This is a genomic window from Acinetobacter sp. 789_lipA, from assembly GCF_058242845.1.
Genome location: NZ_JBZAYS010000001.1, coordinates 211,624 through 225,719, shown reverse-complemented (window position 1 = coordinate 225,719; position 14,096 = coordinate 211,624). Strand labels below are relative to the sequence as shown.

General features: G+C 42.1%; 14 protein-coding genes. 9 read left to right on the top strand and 5 right to left on the bottom strand.

All coding sequences use genetic code 11. The features are described 5' to 3' along the window. Nucleotides 1-6: 6 nt before the first annotated feature. Together ptsP and AC4CUZ_RS01055 are read right to left on the bottom strand one after the other, a co-directional pair. Nucleotides 7-2,304 carry a phosphoenolpyruvate--protein phosphotransferase gene (gene ptsP, locus AC4CUZ_RS01060; RefSeq protein ID WP_004978924.1) on the bottom strand — a complete coding sequence of 766 codons (2,298 nt, stop codon included), beginning with the start codon at nucleotides 2,302-2,304 and terminating at the stop codon, nucleotides 7-9. 81 nt (nucleotides 2,305-2,385) lie between these two features. After that, nucleotides 2,386-2,868, bottom strand: coding sequence for an RNA pyrophosphohydrolase (locus tag AC4CUZ_RS01055; protein ID WP_004692547.1), 483 nt, complete (start codon nucleotides 2,866-2,868; stop codon nucleotides 2,386-2,388). Between the two features lie 182 nt (nucleotides 2,869-3,050). Between AC4CUZ_RS01055 and AC4CUZ_RS01050 the strand changes: the two genes are divergently transcribed. Beyond that, the gene (locus AC4CUZ_RS01050) at nucleotides 3,051-3,701 is read left to right on the top strand and encodes an HAD family hydrolase (RefSeq protein WP_201953504.1); all 651 of its coding nucleotides are present in this window, start codon (nucleotides 3,051-3,053) and stop codon (nucleotides 3,699-3,701) included. 179 nt (nucleotides 3,702-3,880) lie between these two features. Beyond that, entirely contained in the window at nucleotides 3,881-4,126 is a 246-nt protein-coding gene (locus AC4CUZ_RS01045) for a DUF2789 family protein (protein ID WP_058868869.1), read from the top strand. Between the two features lie 72 nt (nucleotides 4,127-4,198). Here the strand turns inward: AC4CUZ_RS01045 and AC4CUZ_RS01040 are convergent. Further along, nucleotides 4,199-5,289, bottom strand: a protein-coding gene (locus AC4CUZ_RS01040) for an IS4-like element ISAba33 family transposase (protein WP_115736667.1) whose coding sequence is annotated in 2 segments (ribosomal slippage) — nucleotides 4,199-4,749 and nucleotides 4,749-5,289 — 1,092 coding nt in all. Because the reading frame shifts where the segments join, the coding sequence is not laid out codon by codon here. 96 nt (nucleotides 5,290-5,385) lie between these two features. On the opposite strand from AC4CUZ_RS01040, the gene AC4CUZ_RS01035 reads away from it, so the two are divergent. Beyond that, entirely contained in the window at nucleotides 5,386-5,892 is a 507-nt protein-coding gene (locus AC4CUZ_RS01035; RefSeq protein WP_201953507.1) for a DUF2628 domain-containing protein, read from the top strand. A gap of 58 nt (nucleotides 5,893-5,950) precedes the next feature. Here the strand turns inward: AC4CUZ_RS01035 and AC4CUZ_RS01030 are convergent, their stop codons facing one another. Both AC4CUZ_RS01030 and AC4CUZ_RS01025 read right to left on the bottom strand, forming a co-directional pair. Continuing rightward, a complete protein-coding gene (locus tag AC4CUZ_RS01030; protein ID WP_004692542.1) occupies nucleotides 5,951-6,808 on the bottom strand; it encodes a LysR family transcriptional regulator in 858 nt (285 codons plus the stop codon). 160 nt (nucleotides 6,809-6,968) lie between these two features. After that, nucleotides 6,969-7,205 carry a DUF2061 domain-containing protein gene (locus tag AC4CUZ_RS01025; protein ID WP_004692541.1) on the bottom strand — a complete coding sequence of 79 codons (237 nt, stop codon included), beginning with the start codon at nucleotides 7,203-7,205 and terminating at the stop codon, nucleotides 6,969-6,971. Nucleotides 7,206-7,703: 498 nt separating this feature from the next. On the opposite strand from AC4CUZ_RS01025, the gene leuC reads away from it, so the two are divergent. From leuC to AC4CUZ_RS00995, 6 genes are all read left to right on the top strand, one after another. Beyond that, nucleotides 7,704-9,137 carry a 3-isopropylmalate dehydratase large subunit gene (gene leuC, locus AC4CUZ_RS01020; RefSeq protein ID WP_087011311.1) on the top strand — a complete coding sequence of 478 codons (1,434 nt, stop codon included), beginning with the start codon at nucleotides 7,704-7,706 and terminating at the stop codon, nucleotides 9,135-9,137. Between the two features lie 21 nt (nucleotides 9,138-9,158). Further along, nucleotides 9,159-9,809: a 3-isopropylmalate dehydratase small subunit gene (leuD, locus tag AC4CUZ_RS01015; RefSeq protein WP_004692538.1), complete on the top strand. Its 651-nt coding sequence runs from the start codon at nucleotides 9,159-9,161 to the stop codon at nucleotides 9,807-9,809. Between the two features lie 99 nt (nucleotides 9,810-9,908). Then, nucleotides 9,909-10,469, top strand: coding sequence for a hypothetical protein (locus tag AC4CUZ_RS01010; protein WP_005400864.1), 561 nt, complete (start codon nucleotides 9,909-9,911; stop codon nucleotides 10,467-10,469). Nucleotides 10,470-10,506: 37 nt separating this feature from the next. Continuing rightward, nucleotides 10,507-11,586: a 3-isopropylmalate dehydrogenase gene (gene leuB, locus AC4CUZ_RS01005; protein ID WP_201953510.1), complete on the top strand. Its 1,080-nt coding sequence runs from the start codon at nucleotides 10,507-10,509 to the stop codon at nucleotides 11,584-11,586. A gap of 526 nt (nucleotides 11,587-12,112) precedes the next feature. Continuing rightward, entirely contained in the window at nucleotides 12,113-12,727 is a 615-nt protein-coding gene (locus tag AC4CUZ_RS01000) for an IS607 family transposase (RefSeq protein ID WP_005402019.1), read from the top strand. Next, the gene (locus AC4CUZ_RS00995) at nucleotides 12,724-13,878 is read left to right on the top strand and encodes an RNA-guided endonuclease InsQ/TnpB family protein (protein ID WP_005402020.1); all 1,155 of its coding nucleotides are present in this window, start codon (nucleotides 12,724-12,726) and stop codon (nucleotides 13,876-13,878) included. The genes AC4CUZ_RS01000 and AC4CUZ_RS00995 overlap by 4 nt, the downstream gene beginning before the upstream one ends. Nucleotides 13,879-14,096: the final 218 nt, after the last annotated feature.

Here is a 14,096-nt window from a genome sequence, read left to right as displayed (position 1 = left end):
AGACCTTTAAGCCGTCACGATACGTGTTGCGGATTTGACCATATCGGCCAAACCATGGGTTTTAAAATAATATTCCATCTGACTTTTCACAATGAGTGGATTACTCATTTTCAAGGCACGCTCTAACAATTCGACCGCATCTGGCATTGGGACATGACAAATGGCTTTGCGTACACGCAGAATGTTACTTGAGCTCATTGATAGGGTATTGAAGCCCATCGCCATCAGTAAGATCGCAGACAAAGGATCGCCCGCCATTTCCCCACAAATACTGACCGGTTTGTTGTACTTATGACACTCTTTAACTAAGCGGGTGAGCGCACGTAAAACCGCAGGGTGGAAATGTGAATAGACATTGGCAACACGTGGATTATTACGGTCAACGGCCAGTAAATATTGCGTTAGGTCGTTTGAACCCACCGAGAAAAAGTCAACCAACTCGGCAAATTCTTCAATCTGCAATAAGACACTTGGTACTTCGACCATGATCCCGATTTTTGGTTTGGTGATTTTGACCTGTTCTTCTTCTTGCACCGCGACCCAGTCACGCTCCAGTAAGTACAAGGCTTCTTCTACTTCGCTGACACTGGTCACCATTGGCAGAAGAATGTGTAGGTTGTTAAGACCAATACTGGCTTTGAGCATGGCACGAATTTGTGAAGAAAAAATTTCAGGGTGGTCGAGCGTAAAGCGAATGCCGCGCCAGCCCAATGCGGAGTTTTCTTCCTCAATTGAAAAATAAGGCAAGTCCTTATCTGCACCGATATCGAGGGTACGCATCACCACAGGTTTGTTGGCAAAGTGGCTCAACTGTTGACGATAAATCGCACGCTGTTCTTCTTCACCTGGGAAGCGATCACGCAACATGAACGGAATTTCAGAGCGATATAGACCAACACCTTTAGCACCGCGTTGTACACCACGGACTACATCAATCATCAGACCAGTATTGACGAACAGTTTGACTGCGACACCATCAGGGGTGATGGCATCTTTGGTTTCATACTGTTTTAAATCTTTGGCAATCAGTTCTTCTTCTTTTTGAATTTCTTTATAGCGACTACGTAAACGGCGAGGTGGATTAATAAACACGCGCCCTTGGTGCGCATCGACGATCATTTCCACATCATCGAGGGTATTAATCGGCAGTTCAGTGACACCAACAACGGTTGGGATACCGAGTGCGCGCGCCACAATCACCATATGCGAGTTCATGGCGCCCTCGGTAGTTACGATGGCTGCAATTTTATCGACTGGCAGTTCAACCAAGGCTGCGGTTGAGATTTCCTCACCAATCAGAATACTTTCATCGGTAAGTTCACGGTGGCTGGAGTCGGCTTCTTGCAAATAGGCCAAAATCCGTCGTCCGAGATCTTTTAAGTCCGCGGCACGTTCACGGAGATAGTCATCTTCCATCTGTTCAAACAGATCGATGTGATTATCGATGACGATACGCACCGCACCTTGTGCCCAGTTACCATCACGAATTTGTTCTTTAATTTCCGCTGGCAGCGCATTTTCATCCAACATGCGTAAGAACACGCTAAACAGGGCGCGCTCTTCCGCCATGAGGGCATCTTGCATTTTGTCATCAAGTGATTTGATTTCATCACGCACTGAGGTGAGGGCACGATCCAGCAGTTCTAATTCTTCACTGATGTCATCGGCTTCACGGTCAGGGACGGCAGCCAAATCCGCAGGGGGATAGAGAATGACGGCACGGCCTAAGGCGATTCCACCTGAACCCGGTACCCCTTGGAAGGTTTTGTAGGCAGGTAAATTACTCGGTTTACGAAATACATCGATATTGCCCACCGCATGCGCATGCGCAATGACCCCTGAAAGCTGAGCACAGAGCGTGACGAGGAATGATTCCGCAGCTTCACTAAAGTCTTGCGACTCTTTGTTTTGCACCACGAGCACGCCCATGACTTTACGGCGGTACATGACGGGTACACCGAGGAACGAGTTATAAATTTCCTCACCTGTTTCAGGTAAGTACATAAAACGTTCATGTTTCGGTGCATTGTCAAGGTTAACGATTTCTTCACGCTGACCCACCAGACCAACCAAGCCTTCACTGGTATGCAGTGAAACATGGCCGACCGAATCAGGGTTCAAACCTTTCGATGCCATCAACAAATAACGTTGATTGCGTTCGTCGAGTAAATAGATGGAGCAAACATCAACATGCATGGCTTCCGCCACATGGTTGACCATAATGTCGAGTGATTCATGCAAACTGGTGGACGCATTGATTTCTTGTACAATGCGTCGAAGGGTATCCAGTTGCATATTCGACATCGCGTCTACTCCAAAAATAATGTGCGTCCAACTTATTTATAACAAGAGATCCTTAAAAAATCTGTAGGACGTCTAGATTTTTTAAGGCTTTTTTTGAGGGAGCTGATTGCACAGCTCCACCATCGCTTTGCGGTATACATCGCGTTTAAAATTCACAACTTGCCCCAGCGGGTACCAATAACTGACCCACTGCCATTGGTCAAACTCAGGCGGATCAGACAAATTCAAACGAATATTCTGAGCGGGAGCAGTGAGTTTGAGTAAAAACCACTTTTGTTTTTGTCCAATACATACGGGATCGGAATCTGTACGAATGTATCGGTGCGGCAAACGATAACGCAGCCAACCTTTAGTTTGCGCTACAATTTGGACGTGTTCGGGCAGTAAGCCAACTTCTTCTCTCAGCTCACGATAAAGTGCCTGTTCAGGGGTTTCTCCATATTGGATACCTCCTTGTGGAAATTGCCAAGCATTGTGTCCAATGCGTTTTGCCCATAAAACTTGTCCAAACTCGTTTGCCAAAATGATCCCGACATTGGGTCGGAAACCTTCCGAATCGATCATTTGGCTACCTAAATATTGTGTAATTTATGACTTTGCGATCGGGGATTTTTATTTCTGTATCCAACTCGAAAAAAGCAAAGTTTAAAAATGTTAAAATTGCTATGATCTTAACGAATTTCTATCGACTAGCGGAGATAGATTTACAAATTTTTTCTTAAATTTCAGTTTTTACGAGTATTTTCATGAAATTGGCGCTATTTGATCTCGATCACACCTTGTTAAACACCGATTCAGATCATTCTTGGGGAGAGTTTTTGGTGAATGAAGGCTTGGTCGACCCAGTTCGCCATCGCGCCATGAACAATAAATTTTATGAAGACTACAAAGCAGGGCAGCTCGACCCGATTGCCTATAATGAATTTGTATTTGAATTTTTAACTCAACATGACAATGCCTACCTTACTGAACTGCATGAGCTGTTCATGCACAAAGTGATTCGCCCGCAAATGCGTCCCGAAGGTTTTGCTGCTATTGAAAAACACCGCGATGCTGGACATGCTTTGGTTGGCATTACCGCAACCTCTGATTTTATTACCGCACCGATTTTCCGTGAGTTTGGGATTAGTGAAATTATTGCGACCAATGCTGAAGTGGTTGAGGGTAAATACACGGGCAAAGTGATCAACACGCCGTGCTACCAAAAAGGCAAATTGACGCGTTTAGACCAATGGCTTGCAGGGCGTGATGTTAGCGAGTCTTGGGCTTATTCAGATTCCATCAATGATCGCTTTTTACTGGAATACGCTGACCATGCCATTGCCGTCAATCCAGATGACCGCCTAGAAGCATTGGCTAAAGAGCAGGCATGGGAAATTCAAGACTGGTCGATTTAAGTATCTGTCTTTCGTTGTTTAAAAAGGCTGCTTTCGGGCAGTCTTCTTTATTTGAAAGAGATAAAATAGTGGGGCTATAGGTGGGCTGATCTTGGAAAATTAGCCAAATATGCTATGTTGAATCTTGGCTAAAGCTATTTTGACTATCAAAAATTAGAACATAAGCGTGGAGAAAAAATATGAGTGTACGACCAAGAATGACCCACCTGTTTGAGCAACTCGGTTTAGATGCGAGTGAAGAGGCCATCGCCTTGTTTATTGTAACGCATCAGCTCAATGCACAAACCAAGATTGTTGACGCAGAGTATTGGACTGAAGCGCAACGTCAGTTTTTGGCAGAAAAAATTAAATCGGACGGTGAGTGGGCCATTATTGTAGATCAGCTGAATGAATCCCTGCATGAAGATTCACTCATCCAAAAATAAGTAGAACTCAAAGAGGCTGAGCGTCGAAGCTTTGCCTCTCTGTATAAAAATAAGCTCTGTACACGACAAATTTCATAGGATCCTTGTCCTATCAGGCTTTTTCTTTCTTAAAATTGCTAGCACTTTCTTAAATTCTTCTTTTTTTCCAAAACCAATCAAACGTAGAATAGCCATTTGAACATAGTCCAAACCGTAGCGAAATAAACTTACTGAAAGTCGTCCATGCTTCTTTATTTTTATCGCTTTTTTTCGATCATGTTGCCATTCACCTGTTAAATAGCACCAACAGAAACCGATAGCTAGCACTGCTATCAATTTCTTGACTCGTCCAGGGTCTGTTAAACGAGTATTTTCAAGATTGAATCCACGTCCTTTGAGACAACTAAATAAGGTTTCGATTTCCCAGCGTAATGCATAATCACGAATAGCAGAAGCATTAAACATAGGAGAAACAACAAGTAAAAGTTCTCCATCTTCTAATCGTAGCGCACTAATATACAGTTTTACTCGACCAACCCAAATACGTCGTTTACGACATTCAGTTTGACCAACTTGAAGATGACGAAATAAATCACTAATTTTATGATTCCTGGCTAAGTGATTGGTCACAATAAAGTTTTTTTAACACGTATACAGAAGTTAATGTCATTTTCAATTAACCATGTAAACCATTTCTCACCGATAAATTCTCTGTCTGCGAACACATTCACAATACGGTCTTTACCAAAAATAGAGATAAAGCGTTGAATCAAAGCAATACGCTCTTTTGTATCTGAATTTCCACGTTTATTGAGCAATGTCCAAACAATAGGTATCGCTATTCCACGATAGACGATGGCTAACATCAAGATATTGATATCTCGTTTTCCCCATTTCCAATTGGTTCTATCTAAAGTCAGTTGCACTTTGTCGAATGAAAATATATTGAAAATTAACTGAGAAATTTGACGATAATCAAAATACTGACCTGCAAAGAAGCGTTGTATACGTCGATAAAATGATTGTGGTAAGCACTTGATGGGTAAGGCTTTAGATGCAGAAGAAAGATTACATGTCTGTTTTACAATTAATGCAATCATAATCAGTGTAAAACATTTTACATGTGACTTGTTCCACTTTAGATATTTGTTTAAGATGAGATGTAACTCATTGAAATGTGTCATCATATTCGTCGTCAGAAAACAAGTATTATGCCATTATTTCAATGAGTTATCTTTTTTTGTCGTGTACAAAGAAAAATAAGATAAAAGTAGAAATTTATGTCTTTCGATCATCCAGCTTTTCCTGACTCTACGTCTTTAGAACACGTCCCTTCAGTTAATCAATTAGAACAAGATCGTGCCCTGTTTGTCGGTGCGAAATATGCGTCTTACTATCAAGCTCAATTTGAAAAAATCACGCTAAAGAAACAATATGCAGGCTTTAATATTGCCGCCTTTTTCTTAGGTGTGGTCTGGTTATTTTATCGAAAAATGTACAGTTATGGCTTTATGGCCATTGGTTTGATTGTGGCTATAGGGATTGTTGAAATACTTTTGGGGATTGAAAGTTCTGGTGCAAATATTGGCTTGGCCGTAGCATTTGGAATGTTTGGGAATACCTTATATCGACATCATGTCGATCAACAGATTGCCAAAACTCGCCAGTTGGGAAGTGGTAGCGTCAATACTGAATTAGAAAATCGTGGGGGTACAAATATCGTAGCAGGTTCGATCTTGCTGGTGATTTGGCTTGGGCTGGTTGCATTGGCTATAAGTGCTTCTTAATTCGCTCGAGCAAAATAAAAAACCATCCTTGTGGATGGTTTTTTAATGCCTGTAAAGCTTAATTCATCATTGCAATCAGCTCTTGCACCGCACGAGATTGGGTTCTGCCCGGATGCCAAACCATACCGAGTTGACGGTTCATTTCGAACTTCACATTCAACTGCTGTAGGTCTTGGTTAATCATCGTTTTTGGAAGCACTGACCAACCCAGTCCAATCGATGCCAACATACGAATCGATTCGAGTGGATTATTACTCATGGTGATTTTAGGTTTCAGCCCTTGTTTTTCAAACTCTGCCAAGGTGATTTGGCTGGTATAGGTTTGTGATGCAGGCAATAAACTTGGGTATTGAATCAGGTCTTCGAGTTGTAGGTTTTGCATTTGTGCTAGCGGATGAAACGGCGCTGCTACAAAAACTAAAGGATCTTCCCAAATGGTGACGTACTGCAAACGCTCATCGAGTTTGGGGGGAAGCGTCAAAAAAGCCAATTCTAAGTCGCCAGCCAGTACTTTTTCATGCGCTTGCTCGGAGTCGACAAAGTGTACATCTAAGGTGACATTTGGAAAGCTTTGCACATAGCTACGCAAATGGCTCGGCAAGTGATGTAAACCAATATGGTGACTGGTGCCAATTTTGAGTTTGCCTTGGACCATGCCTTGTTCATGACTCAAGGTATGGTGAATGTCACCCAGTTCATTGAGCCAGTTTTTAACTTTAGGCAGCAGTGAATGTGCGGCATGCGTGGCTTGTACACCACGACCCGCAGACTCAAACAGTTTCACACCAAAATATTCTTCTAAACTATGAATACGTTTGGTTACAGCAGGTTGCGTAATGAAGAGCTGATCTGCGGCTAAAGAAATAGAGCCGGTTTCCATGACTTTTACAAAAGCTTCGAAGGCTGCAAGATTCATAAGGATAATCTAGTTATGAAAGTATAATTAAATTATAAAATAATTTTATATGAATTGCGATCTTTAAAATGAACGGGAGCTTATTGGATCTGGAATAAAATAAAAAAAGATCACTTGATGTGATCTTTTGGAGAGTTGAGAGGGCGCTTGATATAAGGGCTTAAGCAGGAATATTTTCTTCGGTAGTACGGTTCTTTTTCTCCCAAATACGTTCATGGAAAAAGAATGCGAAGGCTTGCACGGTTGGTTCTAATAAGCTGAGTGTGACCGCCATCCATAAGTTACCTGTGACAAAGTAAGCCACAATCATGGCCACGGTAATGTGCATGATGTAATAGCTTAGGGTTTTTTTGAATATGCGCTGATTGTTCGCTACAAATTTCTGAATGTTCGCCATGATAAATACCCTCTCAATAATGCCTTTCATTTGTAAATAGTAATTATTATCATTAGTAAAGTCAAAATGAAATTTTGATTGCTCGTGATTGGGTTTTTGAATGAAAGGCGATGCAGTGATTGTTTGGGATGTTTGACGTGAGCAAACAAGCTTCTGTAGATTTCACTCTTTAGCTTATGAATAGGTCGCTTTCTTTTTATTCAGATCAACGAAGTGAGCTTCAAAAGTATTGGTCTAAATAGGGGAGATAAGCCTTGCATGGCTGAGCAGGGAAATATACTGTGAGGCCTACAACAGGTTGAGAAATAGGCGTATAGGGCTTGAATTAAAACCAACGGTGAGGGCTTGTAATCAAAGGGATTGAAACAAAGTGGTATGAATTTAAAATAATTCCAAAAAGTTTTTAAATTAATAAAAATGATAAATTAGATTTATGTGAAATCGTCGTTATAATCGATTTTAATGAAAGAATTACCCAGTCCAGTGGAGTCAATCGACATGGCAGGCGAAAACCAACAAGCAAAAACATTGTATGACAAATTGTGGGATGACCACTTAGTAAAACAACGCGACGATGGCTCGGCTTTACTCTATATCGACCGTCATTTATTACATGAAGTGACTTCTCCGCAAGCCTTTGAAGGCCTACAACTGGCGGGCCGTAAACCATGGCGTTTAAGTGCGAATGTGGCAACCCCTGATCATAACGTTCCAACATCGACCAAAGAGCGCTCAGAGGGAATCGCAGGTATTGAAGATGATACTTCGCGTATCCAAGTTCAAACTTTAGATGACAACTGTAAAGCCTTTAATGTGGTGCAGTTCGACATTAATGATGTCCGTCAAGGTATTGCACATGTAGTCGGGCCTGAGCAAGGTTTGACTTTACCAGGTATGACGGTGGTCTGTGGAGACTCACATACGGCAACACATGGTGCATTTGGCTGTTTGGCGCACGGGATTGGTACATCTGAAGTGGAGCATGTATTGGCAACCCAATGCTTGGTTCAAAAGAAGATGAAAAACATGTTGGTACGTGTTGATGGTCAATTGGGTCAGGGCGTAACACCGAAAGATGTGGTTTTAGCCATCATTGGTAAAATTGGTACTGCGGGTGGTACAGGTCACGCGATCGAGTTTGGTGGTCAAGTGTTCCGTGATATGTCGATCGAAGGCCGTATGACGGTATGTAATATGGCGATTGAAGGTGGCGCACGTGTGGGTATGGTTGCTGTCGATGACAAAACCATTGCTTATGTCAAAGACCGTCCATATGCACCACAGGGCGCACAGTGGGATGCTGCTGTTGCATATTGGAATACCTTACATTCGGATGCAGATGCGCATTTTGACACTGTAGTTGTATTGCAAGGTGAAGAGATTGAGCCACAAGTGTCTTGGGGTACATCGCCTGAAATGGTGATTCCAGTGACTCAAGCTGTACCAACTTTAGAACAAGCCAAAGATGAAGTGCAACGCAATGATTGGACGCGTGCTTATAACTACATGGGTTTAACCGCAGGTCAGGCGTTGGCAGATATTCAGTTAGACCGTGTTTTTATTGGTTCATGTACCAACTCTCGCATTGAAGATATTCGTGCCGCGGCTGAAGTTGCCAAAGGCAAAAAAGTGGCAAGTACGATTAAACAAGCCATGGTGGTTCCAGGGTCTGGTTTAGTCAAAGCGCAAGCCGAAGCTGAAGGCTTAGACAAAGTTTTGATTGAAGCGGGCTTTGAATGGCGTGAGCCAGGTTGTTCAATGTGTTTAGCCATGAATGCAGACAAATTACAACCCGGTGAGCACTGTGCATCGACCTCTAACCGTAACTTCGAAGGTCGTCAGGGCAATGGCGGTCGTACGCATTTGGTGAGTCCAGCAATGGCAGCCGCAGCAGCGATTGCAGGTCACTTTGTCGATGTGCGTTCATTTTAATTCGGGCTTGGGAGCATAGACATGAAAAAATATACCGTTGAACAAGGTATCGTTGCACCTTTAGACCGTGCCAATGTCGATACAGACTTGATCATTCCAAAACAGTTTTTGAAATCCATTAAGCGCACGGGTTTTGGTGAAAACTTATTTGATGAATTGCGTTATTTAGATGAAGGTTTTTTGGGGCAAGACAATTCTAAACGTCCTAAAAACCCTGATTTTGCATTGAATCAGCCACGTTACCAAGGTGCGAGCATCTTAATTTCTCGTGCGAACTTTGGTTGTGGTTCAAGCCGCGAACATGCGCCGTGGGCATTGGAAGAATATGGTTTCCGTACTGTGATTGCGCCCAGCTATGCCGACATTTTCTTCAATAATAGTTTCAAAAATGGCATGTTACCTGTGATTTTGTCTGAAGAAATTGTTGATCAACTTTTCAAAGAATGTGCAGCAACAGAAGGTTATCAGCTAACGATTGATTTGGACGCGCAAGAAGTGCGTACACCATCGGGTGAAGCCTTCACATTTGAAGTGGATCCATTTCGTAAGCACTGTTTGTTAAATGGTTTGGATGATATCGGTTTAACTTTACAGGTCGCAGATGACATCAAAGCCTATGAAGAAAAGACCAAAGCATCACGTCCGTGGGTGTTTGCTGAAATTCATGCTTAATTGAAAATTCGATGCATCTAGTGCTTGAGTCCATCTCTTGTTAATATCGAGCAAAAGAATTTTAAACGTTTTGCTACTGGTAAAGGTTGGGCTTGAACAATGGTGACGAGTTACAGTCGTATCGCTCTACTGGCGTTGGTGGGAACATTAACTGCCTGCCAAAGTATGAATACGGCAAGCATTAAGCGGATTCAGGATACCCCAGCGAGTAAAAATAATGCGCAGCTTTATTGTACTGGTACAGTGAACTGCGAGTTTGAACGATGGAATCAGATCAAAATTGTTAATGCAGACAATCATCGCGTCAGCCGTGAGGCCATTCGAGAGAAGGTCGTGCGTCTAAAACGAGATGATTTGAATGAAGCGAATGCCTTGTTTCTGTCAGTGCCAGCGGGGCAACATGAACTGGTGATTCGCTTCTATCCTGTTTCGGTCGATCGCGCTGAAACGCTGCATGTGATTCATCGTTTTAAGCCTGCGGAACGCTACACCTTTAGGATGTTTCGTGCACGCAGTCGACATCAGGGAAGCTTATTGAATATGTCTGCACCTGACCCTTTGTGTGTCGATTTAAAACAAAACCAAAGAACAATTCGTCGTTTTTGCAAACCTTACAATGTCTTAAATGGCTTGGGCGAGTTTGTAGAACAAAAACTTTAATCGTGTGAGTCAGAACTCACCAACAATGGAATATTTCATGTCTAAACATATTTTGATTTTGGCTGGTGACGGCATTGGTCCTGAAATTGTAAAAGCCGCAGAACAGGTACTTACACGAGTCAATGATCAATTCAATTTAGGTTTAACGTGGGAACAGGGCCTACTCGGTGGGGCTGCCATAGATGCACACGGTTCACCTTATCCAGATGTGACCGCAGCACAAGCTAAAAATGCAGATGCAATTTTACTTGGTGCGGTAGGTGGTCCGAAGTGGGACAACATTGAGCGTTCGATCCGTCCAGAGCGTGGTTTGTTAAAAATTCGTAGTGAATTGAATTTATTCGCGAACTTACGTCCAGCTATTTTGTATCCGCAATTGGCAGATGCATCAAGCTTAAAGCCTGAAATTGTAGCGGGTCTTGATATTCTTATCGTTCGTGAATTAACTGGCGGGATTTATTTCGGTCAGCCACGGGGGATTCGTGAACTTGAGAATGGTGAAAAACAAGGTTTTAACACCGACGTTTATGCTGAGTCTGAAATTAAGCGTATTGCGAAAGTGGCTTTTGAAATGGCCAGTTTACGTGGCGGCAAAGTCTGTTCAGTTGATAAAGCCAACGTACTTGAAGTGACGGAGCTTTGGAAGCAAACCGTAACGGCGATGAAAGAAGCTGACTATCCAAACATTAACTTGTCGCATATGTATGTTGATAATGCTGCAATGCAGTTGGTGCGCGCGCCTAAACAGTTTGACGTGATTGTGACAGGTAACTTATTTGGTGACATTTTGTCTGATGAAGCCGCGATGTTGACAGGTTCAATTGGGATGTTGCCATCAGCATCCTTAGATGAAAATTCAAAAGGGATGTATGAGCCATGTCATGGTTCGGCGCCCGATATCGCAGGACAAAATATTGCCAATCCATTAGCCACTATTCTTTCAGTGGCTATGATGTTGCGTTATACTTTCCGTGAAGAAGCTGCTGCTCAAGCGATTGAAGATGCTGTAGGCAGTGTCCTAGATCAAGGCTTGCGTACCGCTGATATCATGTCTGAAGGCATGAGCAAAGTGGGTACTGCGGAAATGGGGCAGGCGGTTGTGGCTGCACTGAAGTAAGCCAAAACAATTTGAAAACGCAGCCATCCGCTGCGTTTTTTTATGCTCAAGATTTAATAACCTTTGCAGGCTTTGCCTCGATATTGAATTGATTGTGCAATATTATCTTTTAATAAAAAGTGGACTTGGCACTCTAACTGAACATCATAAAATGGTGTATGTGTGGGAATAGGAATTGCACCGACACTGCTGTCACTGCGCATAGTGGGCATAGGAGTTGGAATTTGAATCCGTCTGACAATGGTATAACTCAGTTGGTTTGGTGTTTGAATCGGCGCACCTAAGGTTTCATAACCGAGCTGACGTAAGTTGAGTTCGCGCCGAATGCTCGATACATCTTGGCCGATATATTGTTCTAAATAGTCGGGGAGCGCAATTTTAGCGGGTGAAACGACGGTCTGGTGTTGTGCTGGAGAGCTGCTACAAGCTTGAAGGAGTAAGAAACATATGGAACTAAAACAACTGACAATAAAGGGTTTGTAACTGCTAATTGAAATCTACTTATTTCTATACTATTATATACAACATGAGTAAATATGTAAGCATTAGCGTTGCAGCTAAAACATTAGGTGTTTCCATTCAAACATTAAGGCGTTGGGATGAAGAAGGCACTTTGGTTGCAGATCGAACCCCTAAAAATCATAGACGATATGATCTGAGTAAGATCACGCCTGAGCAAATACACAAGCCCGATAGTCAACTTCAAAGGAAAACCATTGCATACGCAAGGGTATCGAGTCATGACCAAAAAGAAGATTTAATTCGACAGCAACAAGTTCTTGAAATGTACTGTGCAAATCAAGGTTGGACGTTTGAATTAATCTCCGATCTTGGTTCGGGTATGAACTATAGAAAAAAAGGCTTAAATAAGCTGCTAGAAGCAATCATGAATGATGAAATCGGACGTTTGGTTTTAACGCATAAAGATCGCTTATTGCGGTTTGGTGCTGAGTTGGTTTTTGCCTTATGTGAAGCTAAAAGCGTGGAGATCGTCATTCTTAATAAGGGTGAAAATTTGTCTTTTGAGGAAGAACTTGCTCAAGATGTTTTGGAAATCATTACAGTGTTTTCGGCAAGATTATATGGTAGTCGTAGTAAGAAAAACCAAAAGTTAATACAGGCAGTCAAAGACGCACTATGAGCCGATTCATACGAGGGCATGTAATCCAATTACTGCCAAATAATAAGCAAGCAAGTCATTTCGCTCAAGCGAGTGGTGTTGCTCGTTTGTCGTATAATTGGGCTTTAAAAGAATGGCAACGTCAATATAAAGCAGATAAGGAATATAGAGATCAGTGTGACTATTATGGCGTTCAGGTGGATAAAAAACTTCTAAATAAACCATCCGAAGCTAAAATAAGAAAGCACTTAAACTCGTTCAAGCGTGAGAAATACCCTTTCATGCTTAAAGTGACCAAATGTGCGCCACAACTTGCGATTAAGCAATTGGGTAGTTCATTTGATCGTTTTTTTAATGGTCAATCCAAATATCCAAAGCCTAGAAAAAAAGGCGTAGATGATCGCTTCTCATTATCAAATGACCAATTCAGCATTAAAGATAGAAAAATTAGTATCCCAAACTTGGGTTGGGTAAAAATGACTGAGGATTTGCGTTATCAAGGAAAAATATTATCAGCGAAAATATTTAAACAGGGTGGTAAGTGGTTTGCTTCGATTGCTGTTGAATTAAATCAGCCTGAGAAACTTCACCCCAAAACAGGTTTATCTGTTGGTATTGATTTAGGTGTTTCCAGTCTTGCCACTTTATCTAATGGCGAGGTTGTTCCATCAAGTGCGCCACTAAAGAAACAGCTTGCCAAGTTAAGACGACTTGCTAAGTCTTTTAGCCGTAAAAAGAAAGGTAGTCAAAACAGAGAAAAAGCGAAAACCAAGCTCTCTCGTTTGCACTACAAAATATCATGCTTGAGAAAAAACAATCTTCATCAAGTCACATCTGATTTAGTTAAGCGATTCGATCTGATTGCGATTGAGGATTTAAATGTGAAAGGTATGGTACAAAACCGTAAGCTCTCAAGAGCCATATCGGATATGGGCTTTTATGAGTTCAAGCGACAGTTGATTTACAAGGCTAAACAGCATGGCAAATCAATACTTTCTGTTGGACGATTCTTTCCAAGCAGCAAGATGTGTTCGAATTGTGGTGAATTAAACCAAAACCTGACACTTGCAATGCGTGAGTGGCGATGTTCATGTAACACCCTGCATCACAGGGATATTAATGCTGCCATCAATATTCTAAAACATGCAGATAAAGAATTGGTGGCTACATAAGCCACCAATGGCGGTGAGTTACACCGTGACAGCCTATGGAATTGAGGTAATCCCAAGCGCAATAGCAATTGGTTCTTGATGATGAAGTAGGAATTAAACATTAAACCCACGTAAGTAGGTTTAAGTAGGTTTTAAATAACGGCTTCATGATCATCCCCTAAGCAGAGAAAGACCCTTTTAGTATTGTATATCTGAACGTTCGTTTGAGTATGTTTCGA

Coding starts and splice junctions, on each gene's coding strand:
- AC4CUZ_RS01055 (WP_004692547.1), bottom strand. CDS start 2,868: ATGATCGATTCGGAAGGTTTCCGACCCAATGTCGGGATCATTTTGGCA.
- AC4CUZ_RS01010 (WP_005400864.1), top strand. CDS start 9,909: ATGGTGACGAGTTACAGTCGTATCGCTCTACTGGCGTTGGTGGGAACA.
- AC4CUZ_RS00995 (WP_005402020.1), top strand. CDS start 12,724: ATGAGCCGATTCATACGAGGGCATGTAATCCAATTACTGCCAAATAAT.
- AC4CUZ_RS01000 (WP_005402019.1), top strand. CDS start 12,113: ATGAGTAAATATGTAAGCATTAGCGTTGCAGCTAAAACATTAGGTGTT.
- AC4CUZ_RS01030 (WP_004692542.1), bottom strand. CDS start 6,808: ATGAATCTTGCAGCCTTCGAAGCTTTTGTAAAAGTCATGGAAACCGGC.
- leuD (WP_004692538.1), top strand. CDS start 9,159: ATGAAAAAATATACCGTTGAACAAGGTATCGTTGCACCTTTAGACCGT.
- leuC (WP_087011311.1), top strand. CDS start 7,704: ATGGCAGGCGAAAACCAACAAGCAAAAACATTGTATGACAAATTGTGG.
- AC4CUZ_RS01050 (WP_201953504.1), top strand. CDS start 3,051: ATGAAATTGGCGCTATTTGATCTCGATCACACCTTGTTAAACACCGAT.
- ptsP (WP_004978924.1), bottom strand. CDS start 2,304: ATGTCGAATATGCAACTGGATACCCTTCGACGCATTGTACAAGAAATC.
- AC4CUZ_RS01025 (WP_004692541.1), bottom strand. CDS start 7,205: ATGGCGAACATTCAGAAATTTGTAGCGAACAATCAGCGCATATTCAAA.
- leuB (WP_201953510.1), top strand. CDS start 10,507: ATGTCTAAACATATTTTGATTTTGGCTGGTGACGGCATTGGTCCTGAA.
- AC4CUZ_RS01035 (WP_201953507.1), top strand. CDS start 5,386: ATGTCTTTCGATCATCCAGCTTTTCCTGACTCTACGTCTTTAGAACAC.
- AC4CUZ_RS01045 (WP_058868869.1), top strand. CDS start 3,881: ATGAGTGTACGACCAAGAATGACCCACCTGTTTGAGCAACTCGGTTTA.